The following is a 12,166-nucleotide window of genomic DNA, read 5'->3' as shown; positions in this document are numbered from 1 at the left end:
GTCGGCACCGGCATGATCGTCTCCCTCTCCTTCAGCCGGGAGATCGCCGACCGCGCCGCCGTCGAACGCGCCGTCCGGGTCAGCGCCGCCGACGGAGTCGGCGGTCCGTCAAGAAAGATCGAGGCTAAGGAAGCAACTACCGCGAAGCTCGGTCCGCTCCGGCCGACAGCGCAGAATCCACGGACAGCGCATCCTGCGTGGACGACCTCGGCGTCGACCGAGATGACACCCACCGGGACCAGCTGTCCGTCTCCTGGGCCCCCGGATTTCAAGCACGGCGACGCCGGGTATCGCGCGGCGGTCGCCGACCTTCGCAGGCGGTGGTCCGAGCGCGGATGGAAGGTGACCACGCAGCCGGTGACCGACCTGGTCACCGACAAGGCGACCGGCCTGCAACAGATCCACACCACCGACGACCACGGCGTCGCGCTATCGCTGAGCCCCGGCCGGCATACCGGCGAGGGACTGGTCGTCGCCGACGGCGGCTGCGTCCGCCACGACGGCTACTGGGACGCATACGCCTGGAGCCGCTCTGATGGGCCCGACCGCTCCGGCGACGCGTACGTCGCCGTCTTCTCGCCGAACTGAGCACGCGAGTCGGCACCTGCGCACTTCGGTTGGCTCCTGGAGCAGCCGAGAGTGAGTACGTCTGCGCGCTTGGTTGAGTACAGCGCCTCATGAAGTGGACGAGGGCTGCCGACGATCATCGGCTCATGAATCCTCAGACCTATGCGAGGCTCTACGGCCCGTGGAAGCCGACCCCGTCGGCTACAGCCCGTCCAGGGGTCACGTTGCTGACGGCGCTGCTCGGCGCTGCCACGGTCCTGTCGATGGCATGGCTGACTTTCCTGGTCGGCATGGTCGCACTGTGGGGTGCGGCGGAAGGGGCGGCCGTCGGGGGGCTTCTCGCAGAGTACGCGGCAGGCGTGGCCGGCGGTGCCGCGCTGCTCGCTGTGCTCGCCTTTGTGCCGGGGGTGCGGCGCATGACGCCGGCCGGACGTCGACTGTTGCTGACCGCGGTGGCGTGCCCTGTCCCACTCGTTCTGGCTGTCGTGACCTGGTTGAGCGCTGGCTGACCGCTTCTCCTGCCTCGCATGGCAAAGTGATCACGTTGACCTGTCTGTAGCGGGGGAAATACGTGAAGCAACATCTCATGTCGGTGGTGGTTGCGGCTATGACCGCGGTGACGCTGGCCGGCTGTGGCGACAGCGGGTGACGATGCCGGGGGTCTGGCGCGGCTGACGGGGTGCGACGGGGAGCGTAGTGATCGCCAGGTCGCCCGTCACGAGGAGGGGCGGGTCGTCGCTCTTGAGCAGGGCGGGGAGTCCGGGAGCGCGCCGGGGCCGCCGTTGCATCTGGGCGTAGCGCCTCCCCTGAGCGTCACGGGTGACGCGGCCCTGCTGCCAGCCCAGGTCCTCACGGAAGCAGCACGCCAGCCGGTTATCAGGGACCGAGCAGCGCACCCACTGCAGCTCGGGGTTGGTGTGCTGGGCGGCGTAGTTGAGCACCCACAGGGTCATCAAGCCGGCCAGCCTGGTGCCGCGCTGATCGGGATGGGTGTGCATCATGGCCAGGCTCATGGACGGCTCGGCGCGCTCGCTGGCCGTCCATGTCCACCCCGGTGTGGTGGCGTACAGGACGGCGCAGCCCATGACGGCCTTGTCCCCCATGAGCAGCATCAGCGCCAAGTCGTCGCCGGCGTTTCCGATCAGTACGCGCAGGGCGATGCTGTCTGGAGGTAACAGGCCACGCCTGCGAGCCCAGTCGTCACGCGTGGGCACTGCTCTCGCCCGCGGCGCAGGACTGCCCGATCTGCGCGGCGTATGGGAGAAGTCGGCGGCGCTCGAGGAACTGCTGGAGCCGAAGTCCGACACGAGTCTGCTGAGCGGGGAGTCGTTCAGAGAGAAGATCGACGACGTTCTGCAGCACATCGGGGAGCGCACACCGACATCGGAACAGCGTCAGGAGATCACGCTGTTCATGACGGCGACCGCGCTGGACGGGCGCTCGCGTTCGTACACCGACGGCTACCGCAACGCGTTCGACCTGCGGGACCATCGCCGCCTGTACCGCTTCCGGTATCAGCCGGAGGCCGTGTCCTACACCAAGCAGGGCGCGGACTGGGTGTTCAGGACCGAGCCGCTGGATGAGTTCGGGAAGGACAACACCGCGGCACTGGTGCTGGCGGCACGGGCGACCGCCGGCTTTCCTGTGGCGTTCTCACCGGTCAATGAGGAACCCTTGGTCAAGTACCGTCAGATTCCCAAGCCCGGGTACGACGATCCCGCCAGCTGTGTCATCGACGGTGGCGTCCTCAACAACGCACCGTTCCAGCCCGTCCTGGAGGCGATCACCAAGCGCCGGCTGAACGCGCCGGTCGATCGCGTCGTCGTCTTCATCGTCCCCTCCGCGGGTCGCCTCGGACCGGAGAGCACCGCCGGACTCAAGTGTGACGAGATCTCCTGGTCCAAGGTGTTGTGGAACGCGGTCCGGTACCTGCAGGAGGCCGACTTCCGGTCGAGTACCGAGGAGCTGTGCGCCCAGCTGGGCAACAGCATCCGCGACACCCAGCTCGACCTGTTCTCCCGCGTCGCCCAAGACCTCGACCTGGCGCAACACCTGCGGTCGAGGGCGGTGGAACTGCTGCCGGAATACCGCCGCAACCGGGCCCGGGCCGTGCTCTATGACGTCCGCAGGCAGCTCGCCGACGCCGAGGCGGTGACCAATCTGGCCGCCACGCCGGAAGCCGACGCCGACCACATCGAAGCGATCCTGGCCGGGCTGACACAGAAAGCCAACTGGGTGCCCACGACAGCCGGGGCAGAACTCACCGATCCGTACGACGGCGGCATGTGGCATTGGGGGTTGATCACCTGCGAACGCGCCCTTCAATGCATGAGCAACCACCTCCACCACCGGCTGGCCGACGTCTCGTCCCCACAACGGCAGCATGCGCTGATCAGCGGTGCCGAGACGATCAGCGAACTCACGCGCCGCGTGCTTGCCCTGTTCGAGGCGGTCGACGACCAGCTGCAACTCCGCCACCCACCGGGCACCGACACCGGCGACGAGACAGCGGCCCGCCTCATCCAGGAGGTATTCGCGGATCTGAGAGTTCCGGAACAACTCGCCTGGATCGCCAGGACCGGCGGCCAAACGTACGTGGACGCACTGGAAGAAGCCGACCTGCCGGGCTGGCAACGCGCCGAGGACGTCGTAGCCGCCTGTCTGACCGTCGAAGTGGTCACCCGGGCCTACGCTTCCCTGTCGAAGGTCGTCGAACGACTGGTGCCGGAATCTGGAGGTGTCGTGGATCCAGGAAAGGCCTCCGACGTCCAAGCGCTGGCGGGTGCGTGTGACTGCTAAGTAGGCCAGACACGGTATTGGAACAGGCCCCAAGTCGCAGCGCTCGCGGGCGGGCTGCTCACTGGGCGCTGCGGCTCACCCCGTTTGCCGCGCTGGCAGCGGCAACACCGGCAGAACACCTGACCGCTCTGGTGCTGGCGGCCCACACCGTCCCAGCCAGCCCCGCCCCCGACCCGGCCACCGTTTGCCCACCTGTGCGGGTACTCGCCTCAACAGACCGGAGAACTCCTCGACCGGCTCGTGGCCAGGCGCACTCTGTCAGCGTGGCACCATCAGCGGGACACGGACGAAGTGCGCCGGCAGCCGGCTTCACCTCACTCCGGCATTCGCGGCACCGCACAAAAATGTGCAACTTGACCACAACGGGCTTCGATCCGCTGGATTTCAGCCATACTGCGGAGAACAAGGCGCATGCCTTCCGCATCATCGCCGGGACTCAGCTGTGCGGCAGTGACGGCTACTGCCCACATGACACCAGGCAGAAAGACGCACACGTTAGGTTTCGCATACGCCGCGGTTGCTGGCCGCGGTGTCCGGGAAGGGTGTGAACACCATGTCCGAAACCACTGGCACAACAACCGAGTTGAGCTCACAGTACAGCTCTCAGGTAGCAACCGATCTTGAACGCAATCTCAAGGAGCAAGAACGCCTCAGCGGTGAAATCGACGTCCTCCAGGGGCAGCTGGCCTCTCTGCGGCACGACCACAGCGTCCTGGTGAATCTCCAGCACGCCCTGGGCATCCCTGCAACGGCCGCCACGCCCCCCGTCCAACCCGTCGCGACAGTGCCCGCACCCCGCAAAAGGCGAGCAGCCGCATCAGGTGCGGCCGAGCAGAAGACCACGCTCAGCGCCCCAGCCGGGAAACGGGCCGACACGAAGAACACCGTCAAGGCACAGGCCACGCAGTCGTCTCTGCCCACGCTCGTCGATCTCGTCCGTGAACACCTGGCCAGCCAGAGCGAGCCTCGCTCCGCTGCCGAAATCGCTGCCGCACTGGGACGGCAGTACCCCGAGCGCACCGTCAAGACAACCGTGGTGCGCACCACCCTGGAAGGGCTCGTGGCCAAGAGCCGGGCGCAACGCACCAAGCAGGGCACGTCCGTCTTCTACACCGCCCCCGACGCGGTCGAACCTGCTGCACACGGGGAGCAGATTTCGGCAGCGTCTGACTGACGAGGGGCCCTTGAGGACCACTGCCCCGTCAGGGCCGCACCCGCTGTGGAATTGCAGCAGTAGGACGTCGCCCCAACATGTCCCTCATCAGCTTGATGTTCACGTTCGTCGGATCTCCTCAGAACACACTCCCGCCGCCACCCGACCGGCTGCTCATGCGGTGCGCCGGGCAGGACTGCCTGCCTCACATCACCGGCATCGAGCGGGCCCGCTGGCCCTACCCGTCTCCGAAGGGCACGTCACCGCGGTGCTTGAGGCACCGGAGGCCAGAAAGGACCAGCTGCGGAAGCGGTGGGGGTAAGATAGACGACTAAACCCCCGCCCGACGACGGGCCCGACCCCACAGAACACCGCTGAACGACAAGACGCCGCCCCACCCGCCGCGAGCAGGGACGGGCCACCGCTGCCTGGGCCACGCGTCCAGAACGACGCCGCTGTCCTCGTCTGACAGCGTGACGCGGGCGCCGGGCATGGTGCCCTGGTACAGGCCGACGCGCATTCGATTTTCCGGGCAACGCGAAACACGCCGGCGCAGCGCGGAGGAACACCTGTCCTGTGCCATCGAACCTTGATGACCACGGGTTCGGTCATTGATGCTGAGTGCCGTGGTCGGGGGCCCGCCGGCGAGGTCTGCCACCGGGCAGCTGCATAGCTTGAGGGCGCGGCAGGCCGGGGCGCAGATGTTCTTGTTACGGTCGCTGGATGGAGAGCTGGGACGGGGACGGCGTACGCGCACGGATACGGGAGATGGCAGCAGGGGACCCGGGGCGGGAGCGCTTCGGGGCGGACACGCACGGGTACGAGCTGGCGCCTCGGCTGCCGGAGGCGGAGATCCGCGCCTTCGAGGAATCCCATGGCATCGATCTGCCGGTGGACTACCGGTCTTTCGTCGCGGAAGTGGGCAACGGCCCCGCCGGGCCCTCTCACGGCTTGATGCCGTTGACCGTCGCCCGCCCGGAGGCCGACGAGGAGTGGGCTGTGGACGGCGAGTGGCGGGAAGACCGACTGCCGGGCCGACTCGCCAAGCCGTTCCCTCTCACCGAACCCCTGCCCGGCCGGATCGGCGCAGGCGCACCGGCCGAGGTACTGACCCGAGGCACGCTCATGCTGTCCGAGCAGGGCTGCGGCATCTTCACACGGCTGGTCCTGAACGGCCCGCGAGTCGGCCAGGTCTGGCAGATCGATCCGGACTGGGGCGGCTTCGTACCAGTGAGCCCCGACTTTCGCACTTGGTACACCGATTGGCTGGAGATCCCCTGACCACGCGTCTCGCCGCCCGGGCCAACCCGCCAACCTTCGATGCACGCCACATCACGAGTGAGCGGTCCAGGCCACTCAAACTTGGTTGGCACACACTCAAGGTTCGATGGCGCAGGGCAACGCCCAAGTGCACGACGATTCCCCGCCGACCCGCCTCGACATGCTGCGGTTCGGCCGCCGCGTCATCGATCAGCAGACCACGCGGCAGCTGGCCCTCATCGACCGGTGGATCGCCGACGAGGAACGGTGCGAGCGCGAGCGCCGGCAGGGCGAGCAGCGCCGACCGCCGGAGCCGGAATGGCTGATCCAGTTCGGGCTCAACCGCCGCGGCTGCTGGGCAGCGGCCAAGAGCGGGCGGTGCCGCCCGGCGACCCGGCAGCAGGCACTCGACGCCCTGCGACGGCAGGTACCGGCATGCGTCCACTGCCGACCGGACAACGCACTCGGCATCCTGGACTAGCATCAGCGCCCTCAGGCGCTGCGCGGGCGGCGGCCCGTCGTCTTCTTGGCGGCCGTCTTCTTCGTCGCGGTCTTCTTGGCCGGCTGTTTCCTCGTGGCCGCTTCCTTCTTCGGCTGCTCCGGTTCAGGTGCCTGAGGGAACGGCTTCTCCTCGCGCTTGGCCTCGATGATCTGCGCGATGGCCTCGGTGTAGCGGTCGGTGAACTCCTCGCCCTCGAGCACGTCGACCGTCATACTGTCCATCAGGGCGAGCGCGCCCTCGATGTCCTCCTCGGACACCTCGACCGGTGACGGGAGCAGCTCAGTGGGGTCGCGAATCTCATCTGGCCACAGCAATTCCTGTAGGACCAGGGCGTCGCCACGGACCCGGAGCATGCCCAGCCGCTCGCGGCCACTCCACACGTACTCCGCGATGGCCACCCTGCTGGAGAGGCACAGCACTCCGACGAGGAGCCTGTACGGCTTCGGGGCGACCTGCCCGTCGGCGGCGAGGTAGTACCGGGCACCCATGCGGTTGTGGTCACTGTTTGAATGTGTGGATCGGTTGACTGAGCCGGTGGCAGGCCGCCTTGGCGTACACGAAGAAGACCGTCCTCCCCGCCCTTCTCTGTGGTCGGGGACAAAGAAGGGGTGCCCGGCCCATGTGGTCGGGCGCCCATTCGGGGCGTGCAACTCTCAGACGGGCTGCGCGGTGGGCGTTGGGGCGGTGGCCTTGTGAGTCTTGTTCGTCTCGCGGAGGACGAGTAGCCCGATGATCGCGATCAGTGCCGAGGTCATGCCGTGGATGCCGAACGCGGCGGCGTTGGAGCCATGGTGGGCCAGGACGTTGATCATGTCGCCGAACGGGGCGACGGCATCCATGAGCAGGGCCCAGCCCAGGGCGCGGCGGTGGCCCGTCATCAGCAGGATGCCGAGGACCAGGCCCATCGCGCATTCGCGGGTGCCTTTCATGATGAGGAAGCCGTCGCCGTTGCCGGCGGGCCATTCCGGCAGGCCAACGCCGTGAGTGGATGCCTCCGGGGTCAGGATGAAGGACAGTCCGAGGTAGAGGACGAACAGGGCGCAGGCGGTAACCAGGACAGTGTTGACGTTCTTCAGCGTCATGGTGGTTCTCCTTCGCTGGTCGGGCTGGAAGTGGGACCGCGGTCAGCAGCGGGTGTGACGGGGGCGGTCGATGAACTGCCAGACGGCGCGGCCCGCTGTGGGTGGGGCGGACAAGACCGTGCGCCTCGGGGCGCCTTTGACCGTGCTGCCTGTCGGCACCAGCGAAGCTGTGATCCGCTTGGTCGCCATCGGCCTCACGCCCCGGCATCGCCCGGGGTGAGGATCTCCATGAGATGGCCGTCGGGATCGCGGAAGTAGGTACCCCTGCGGCCCTGAGTGCTCTTACTGCGATAGACCTGCCCAGTCTCCTGGCACGCGGGATCGCCGTAGTGGGGGATTCCGCGGTGCTGGATGCGGGCGAGGGCGGCGCCGAACTCCTGCTCGCTGACCATGAACGCGTAGTGGTGCGGCTCGAAGTCGTCGAGCTGGTCGTAGTCCAGACTGACCTGGTTGGCGAGCGTGACCGGCGTGAAGTGCGCCACCGGCGGATCGACACTCAGGCCGAGGATGTCGGCCAGGAACTGCGCCGAGGCTTGCGGGTCACGGGCGGGGACGATGGTGTGATTCAGTTCCACGGGCATAGTGACTCCTCGTCAGGGATGGGCTGCGCGTGGTGGGTTGAACGGCGGCATTGGCGGCTCGCGGCGCGACGGAGAGGCGTGATCGCCCAGGAGAGGGGGCGGGGCTTCACCCGTTGCCCTCTCCTGGCCGCAGCCTCCGTGTCACACGTCGATCTGCTCGAAGATGTGCGGGTACGACACGATGTCGTCAGGGAAGTCGGCGGCCATGCGCTGGAACTCCGGGCTGCCGAGTGCGGCGGCGAGGGCCTCGGTCGATTCCCAGACCGCGACGTTCATCAGTAGCTGACTGCCCGCCGTCCCCTGGTGCATCTGCAAGGAGACGAATCCCGGCTGCGCCTTCATGAACTCGGCCTGTCGTCGGAAGAGGGCCAGGAACGCCTCGGACCCTTCCTTCGGTACGACGAAGGTGTTGGCCAGGACGATGGGCCCTGTCTTCTCCTGGAACTGCGCGAACATCGGCGTGTGCGGGTCGAGACTCTGGAGCTTGGCCATTTCGGGTACGTCCTCTCGCTATCGGTTGTCCGCTCAGAGGTATCGCGATCTAGACAACAAGCGTTGGCAACACATGTTGGCAACCTGTGTTGGCAACGCGTGTTGGCAAACGTAAGGGTGCGACCCTGGACTGTCAACAGTCGTTGGCCTACATTCGTAGGCATGACTGGCACCACGGAGAACCAGCAGGCCGTACGGCGTTCCGACGCAACCCGCGCAGCGATCCTCACCGCGGCCCGCGAGCGGTTCGCGTCGGACGGCTACGAGAAGGCGACCATCCGGGCCATCGCGCGCGACGCGAAGATCGACCCGTCGATGGTGATGCGCTACTACGACAGCAAGGCGGGCCTGTTCGCAGCTGCCGTCGCGATCGACCCCGGACTGCCCGACCTGCCCGTCGAACCGCTCGAGGCCATCGGTCGCACGCTGGTGAGCCATTTCCTCACCCTGTGGGAGGGGAACGGGGAGCTCACCGCGCTGATGCGGGTCGGCGCCACCGACGCGGCCGCCGCCGAACGCATGCAGAGCGTGCTGCGCGAGCAGTTGATCCCGTTGGCGCGTCAGGTGGGTCCCGATCCGGAGCAGGCACCTGCGCGGGCGGCACTGTGCGCCTCGACCGTGCTGGGACTCGCGCTGACACGCTACGTCCTGCGGTTCCCGGCGAGCGTGGCGCTCAGCCGCGAGGAGATCGTGGACTGGCTCGGCCCCACAATCCAGCGGTATCTCACCGCACCCACACCCTGAAGAAGGTGTCGAGGGCACCCACCGTGATGAGGATCTCGGGAAACGGCCAAGGTTACCGGCCCACTTGGTCCGCAGCTCAACGGAGTGGAGCAGCTTCAGCCGGCGTCGCGCGTGGTGTCGGCTGTACCCGGTGTGACTGGCCTGGGTCGGCTACCGGGCCGGGCATCGCCTGCCCGAGGGTGACACGGCGAGGTGGGCGCCGGTGGTACTGCTGCCGCCAGCCGCTGTGGTGTTCTGCGCTGGGCATGGCCGGCCTCTTCTTCATCCCCGCCGCCTGCTCCCGCCAGCTGGGGACGTCGTCGTCGGCGCTCTGCCCCCGCGCCGGGCGATCCGGGCGCGTAACCTCGACCCACCGCCCGTGCCGGGCCTCGAGGAAGGCGTAGAACCGGTACACCGCCTCCGCCATCTGCCCGCGCGCCTGCGTCCCCACCCCCCGAGCCCGGGCGGCCGCCAACCAGCCGTCCACATCCGCCGCCTGGACGTCCCAGACCGGGCACCGGGCGAACGCCGGCAATCACACAGCCATGCCCGCCGCTGGCCCACCCACCGATCCGACGCACCCCGCGCCGCCAGAGCCAGCACGAACTCATCCACCCATCGGGCTCCCCACCCGGCCCCGCCCGCCGTCGCCTCCACAGCCATCACTCACCCGGGCTGAGACCCGAGCGCCCAGAAACGCGACGGAAGTTCAAAAATGCTGAACAACCGACCACATCCCGACCTCCAGCCCACCCCTCCCGACCAGCAACGACCTTGCAAGGCCGAACCTGGCCTTTTAGGTATATCGCAGTGAAAGGCGGACCTACACGTGGCCGGTGTGGGCCGTTGACCAGCGCATCCCATCCGTCAGGTGCTCAAGATAGGCCGGGTGGCTGACCGTCACTGTGATGTCGACGTACGGGCGTTCGTCGAACGGGCGGGTTTCCAGCAGCCGCCACACCCGCCAGTATTCCAAATCGGCGGGGTCCTCCCACGTGGCCATTTCCTCGCGCGATTCGCCGGGCTCCCAGGGCTGATCCTCGCCCTCCAGTGTCGCAACCTCACTCCACAGCGGTACGTTGCGGACCGGGCTGGAATGGTAGGTGGTCACAACGTCAGCGGCCCGCCGAGAGAACGCTTCGGCGCTTCCCTCCGTGAAGACGTAGTGGGATATTTCGTCGCGTCCCGAACCTCCGCCCAGCTCGTACACATCCTTCGCCTGGCGCCGGGGTTCGAGCACAGTCCTGCCGTCGTCCGCCACCAGATATCCAGCCGCGTTGACCCGAAGCCTCTTACCGAAGATGAAGCCATACAGTTCCGGGAACTCATCCTTCAGCCGCATGCCTGCGACGATCTCCTTGCCCCGCTCCTCGGAAAAGGGATACCGGTCTCCACGTGGCACTCGATCGTCGTCGTTGTGCAGGTATCCGTTGGTCAGCAGGAACCACGCGTCCACCAGCAGAGCCAAGGGAAACGTGGTCTTGCTTGGGACCTGCCAAGCGTCTGGATTGATGAGATGCACCCTTCCGCGGAAGGTCGGGCCTTCGACAGTGTCGATGGACACGGTGAAAAGATCAGTCATGGCGAGAGACTCATTCAGTCGGGAAGTGGTGGCCGCCGATGATCACCACAGATCTCAGACAGTAACCTCCCCCACTGACAACAATCTCCGCCGTCCCCGTACGGCAGCAGCTCCAGGGACTGACCTCAGTTCTTCACCGCCAGCGCATCCTCGGCGAGTTCGCCGACCAGATCGCCAGCGACGGCGCAGTCGTGGAGAAGACCTCTCCGGGGTCGGTGCGGGTTCTGGGCGAGGGTGTCGACACCAAGAACTGCGACTCCGTCTACTTCGCCGACGTCCGCGGCTCCATGCCCGGCCTCGTCCAAGCCGTCAGCCGTGCACTGCGCATGCAGCCCGGTGAGGGAGAGGTCGCCTCGCTCAATGATCGAGTCCGAGGGATCGGCTGCGCGCATGAGGTGAGGGAGCCCAAAGTGCGGTTGTGACGCCAGACTTGGACTTCCTCGCCACCGCACTGTACGGGCAATCCGACGACCTGCTGAAGGCATCGCCGCATCTCGCGCCGTGGCGACCGACTGTCGGGATCACCCCCAAACTCACCGACGCCGGGCTGGCCACCTTCGCGGTGATGCAGGCCATGCTCGGGTTCACCTCCGAGGCCAAGTGGCTCCGCCACGCCCGCGCTCATCTGCGGCATCTGTTTCCGTACCTGCCCCAGCAGCCCGGCTACAACAAGCGCCTGCGCAAGGCCGTCGAGCTGCTCCGCCGAGTCACCCGGCTGCCGGCCATCGACACATCCGTGTGGAGCGACAACGTATGGATCGTGGACTCCACGCCCGTGGAATGCGGCCGCTCCCGCGAGACCGTCAAACGCTCCGAGCCGGCCGGATGGGCCGAGTACGGCTACTGCGCCAGCCACAGCCGCTTCTTTTGGGGCCTGCGCCTGCACCTGGTGTGCACCCTCCAGGCACTGCCCGTCGGCTTCGCGCTGACCGGAGCGAAAGCCGACGAGCGCGAGACGCTGCCGGGCCTGCTCGACGCCGAACCGGAACTCCTCGCCACCCGGCCCGGACAGACCCTGATCGGCGACAAGAACTACTTCAGCCGCGACTTGGAGCACGAGCTGGCCGAGCACGGCATCCGGCTGCTGCGACCGACCCGCAAGGGTGAACCGAAGCGGCCCGGAGCCCAGCCGTTCAAACCACTGCAGCAGGTCATCGAGTCGGTCAACGAGACCTTCAAGGGCCAGCTCGACCTCGAACAGCACCACGGCCTCACACCTGCCGGCGTCGTCGCCCGCATCATGCAGCGCATCCTCACGCTGACCACCGCGGTCTGGCACAACGACCAGAACGGACAGCCCGTCCTGCGCTCACTGACGGCCTACGGCCACTACTGACCTTGTTGGCGTGATGTCGTGGCTGACAAGTGGTGGTTGTCGCGGTAGGCCGGTCACATGAGGTATCCGCAAGGGGGCGGGCTCACCGC

15 protein-coding genes are annotated in these 12,166 nt (G+C 67.3%); 8 read left to right on the top strand and 7 right to left on the bottom strand.

Annotation, left to right across the window (positions count from 1 at the left end):
* Together ACWC0C_RS47295 and ACWC0C_RS47290 are read left to right on the top strand one after the other, a co-directional pair.
* Nucleotides 1-588: Ig-like domain-containing protein (locus tag ACWC0C_RS47295; protein WP_450871330.1), on the top strand; the 588-nt coding region annotated here is incomplete at its 5' end.
* Nucleotides 589-713: 125 nt separating this feature from the next.
* On the top strand, nt 714-1,076 hold the full coding sequence (locus ACWC0C_RS47290; protein WP_450871329.1) for a hypothetical protein: 363 nt from the start codon (nt 714-716) through the stop codon (nt 1,074-1,076).
* A gap of 96 nt (nt 1,077-1,172) precedes the next feature.
* Here ACWC0C_RS47290 and ACWC0C_RS47285 read toward each other — a convergent pair whose 3' ends face one another.
* A complete protein-coding gene (locus ACWC0C_RS47285; RefSeq protein ID WP_450871327.1) occupies nt 1,173-1,781 on the bottom strand; it encodes a hypothetical protein in 609 nt (202 codons plus the stop codon).
* Here ACWC0C_RS47285 and ACWC0C_RS47280 point away from each other — a divergent pair.
* The 4 genes from ACWC0C_RS47280 (at nt 1,774) to ACWC0C_RS47265 (ending at nt 6,260) form a co-directional block, all read left to right on the top strand.
* A complete protein-coding gene (locus ACWC0C_RS47280) occupies nt 1,774-3,366 on the top strand; it encodes a patatin-like phospholipase family protein (RefSeq protein WP_450871325.1) in 1,593 nt (530 codons plus the stop codon). The genes ACWC0C_RS47285 and ACWC0C_RS47280 overlap by 8 nt on opposite strands.
* A 553-nt stretch (nt 3,367-3,919) precedes the next feature.
* Nucleotides 3,920-4,540 (top strand): hypothetical protein, encoded by a 621-nt coding sequence (locus ACWC0C_RS47275; protein ID WP_450871323.1) that lies wholly within the window; start codon nt 3,920-3,922, stop codon nt 4,538-4,540.
* 702 nt (nt 4,541-5,242) lie between these two features.
* Nucleotides 5,243-5,800, top strand: a complete 558-nt coding sequence (locus tag ACWC0C_RS47270) for an SMI1/KNR4 family protein (protein ID WP_450871321.1) — start codon at nt 5,243-5,245, stop codon at nt 5,798-5,800.
* A gap of 106 nt (nt 5,801-5,906) precedes the next feature.
* Entirely contained in the window at nt 5,907-6,260 is a 354-nt protein-coding gene (locus ACWC0C_RS47265; RefSeq protein WP_450871319.1) for a DUF6233 domain-containing protein, read from the top strand.
* Between the two features lie 11 nt (nt 6,261-6,271).
* Here the strand turns inward: ACWC0C_RS47265 and ACWC0C_RS47260 are convergent, their stop codons facing one another.
* The 4 genes from ACWC0C_RS47260 to ACWC0C_RS47245 all read right to left on the bottom strand — a co-directional run bounded on the left by ACWC0C_RS47260 (nt 6,272) and on the right by ACWC0C_RS47245 (nt 8,436).
* Nucleotides 6,272-6,769, bottom strand: a complete 498-nt coding sequence (locus ACWC0C_RS47260) for a Ku protein (protein ID WP_450871317.1) — start codon at nt 6,767-6,769, stop codon at nt 6,272-6,274.
* A 165-nt stretch (nt 6,770-6,934) separates the two neighbouring features.
* Nucleotides 6,935-7,363 (bottom strand): DUF4267 domain-containing protein, encoded by a 429-nt coding sequence (locus tag ACWC0C_RS47255; protein WP_450871315.1) that lies wholly within the window; start codon nt 7,361-7,363, stop codon nt 6,935-6,937.
* 194 nt (nt 7,364-7,557) lie between these two features.
* Nucleotides 7,558-7,944: a VOC family protein gene (locus tag ACWC0C_RS47250; RefSeq protein WP_450871314.1), complete on the bottom strand. Its 387-nt coding sequence runs from the start codon at nt 7,942-7,944 to the stop codon at nt 7,558-7,560.
* Between the two features lie 141 nt (nt 7,945-8,085).
* Nucleotides 8,086-8,436 (bottom strand): antibiotic biosynthesis monooxygenase family protein, encoded by a 351-nt coding sequence (locus ACWC0C_RS47245; RefSeq protein WP_449201989.1) that lies wholly within the window; start codon nt 8,434-8,436, stop codon nt 8,086-8,088.
* 162 nt (nt 8,437-8,598) lie between these two features.
* Here ACWC0C_RS47245 and ACWC0C_RS47240 point away from each other — a divergent pair, with 162 nt between their 5' ends.
* Nucleotides 8,599-9,180 carry a TetR/AcrR family transcriptional regulator gene (locus ACWC0C_RS47240; protein WP_450871312.1) on the top strand — a complete coding sequence of 194 codons (582 nt, stop codon included), beginning with the start codon at nt 8,599-8,601 and terminating at the stop codon, nt 9,178-9,180.
* Nucleotides 9,181-9,982: 802 nt separating this feature from the next.
* On the opposite strand, the gene ACWC0C_RS47235 is transcribed toward ACWC0C_RS47240, so the two are convergent.
* Together ACWC0C_RS47235 and ACWC0C_RS47230 are read right to left on the bottom strand one after the other, a co-directional pair.
* The gene (locus ACWC0C_RS47235) at nt 9,983-10,741 is read right to left on the bottom strand and encodes a hypothetical protein (RefSeq protein ID WP_450871310.1); all 759 of its coding nucleotides are present in this window, start codon (nt 10,739-10,741) and stop codon (nt 9,983-9,985) included.
* 125 nt (nt 10,742-10,866) lie between these two features.
* Nucleotides 10,867-11,133: a hypothetical protein gene (locus ACWC0C_RS47230; protein WP_450871308.1), complete on the bottom strand. Its 267-nt coding sequence runs from the start codon at nt 11,131-11,133 to the stop codon at nt 10,867-10,869.
* Nucleotides 11,134-11,159: 26 nt separating this feature from the next.
* On the opposite strand from ACWC0C_RS47230, the gene ACWC0C_RS47225 reads away from it, so the two are divergent.
* On the top strand, nt 11,160-12,077 hold the full coding sequence (locus tag ACWC0C_RS47225; RefSeq protein ID WP_450871306.1) for an IS982 family transposase: 918 nt from the start codon (nt 11,160-11,162) through the stop codon (nt 12,075-12,077).
* Nucleotides 12,078-12,166 lie beyond the last annotated feature (89 nt).

This window comes from Streptomyces sp. NPDC001709, from assembly GCF_053596375.1.
The sequence above is the reverse complement of the archived record's forward strand: the minus strand, read 5'-3'. Positions and strand labels throughout refer to the sequence as shown.

Coding starts and splice junctions, on each gene's coding strand:
- ACWC0C_RS47290 (WP_450871329.1), top strand. CDS start 714: ATGAATCCTCAGACCTATGCGAGGCTCTACGGCCCGTGGAAGCCGACC.
- ACWC0C_RS47275 (WP_450871323.1), top strand. CDS start 3,920: ATGTCCGAAACCACTGGCACAACAACCGAGTTGAGCTCACAGTACAGC.
- ACWC0C_RS47270 (WP_450871321.1), top strand. CDS start 5,243: ATGGAGAGCTGGGACGGGGACGGCGTACGCGCACGGATACGGGAGATG.
- ACWC0C_RS47265 (WP_450871319.1), top strand. CDS start 5,907: ATGGCGCAGGGCAACGCCCAAGTGCACGACGATTCCCCGCCGACCCGC.
- ACWC0C_RS47260 (WP_450871317.1), bottom strand. CDS start 6,769: ATGGGTGCCCGGTACTACCTCGCCGCCGACGGGCAGGTCGCCCCGAAG.
- ACWC0C_RS47255 (WP_450871315.1), bottom strand. CDS start 7,363: ATGACGCTGAAGAACGTCAACACTGTCCTGGTTACCGCCTGCGCCCTG.
- ACWC0C_RS47250 (WP_450871314.1), bottom strand. CDS start 7,944: ATGCCCGTGGAACTGAATCACACCATCGTCCCCGCCCGTGACCCGCAA.
- ACWC0C_RS47245 (WP_449201989.1), bottom strand. CDS start 8,436: ATGGCCAAGCTCCAGAGTCTCGACCCGCACACGCCGATGTTCGCGCAG.
- ACWC0C_RS47240 (WP_450871312.1), top strand. CDS start 8,599: ATGACTGGCACCACGGAGAACCAGCAGGCCGTACGGCGTTCCGACGCA.
- ACWC0C_RS47235 (WP_450871310.1), bottom strand. CDS start 10,741: ATGACTGATCTTTTCACCGTGTCCATCGACACTGTCGAAGGCCCGACC.
- ACWC0C_RS47230 (WP_450871308.1), bottom strand. CDS start 11,133: ATGCGCGCAGCCGATCCCTCGGACTCGATCATTGAGCGAGGCGACCTC.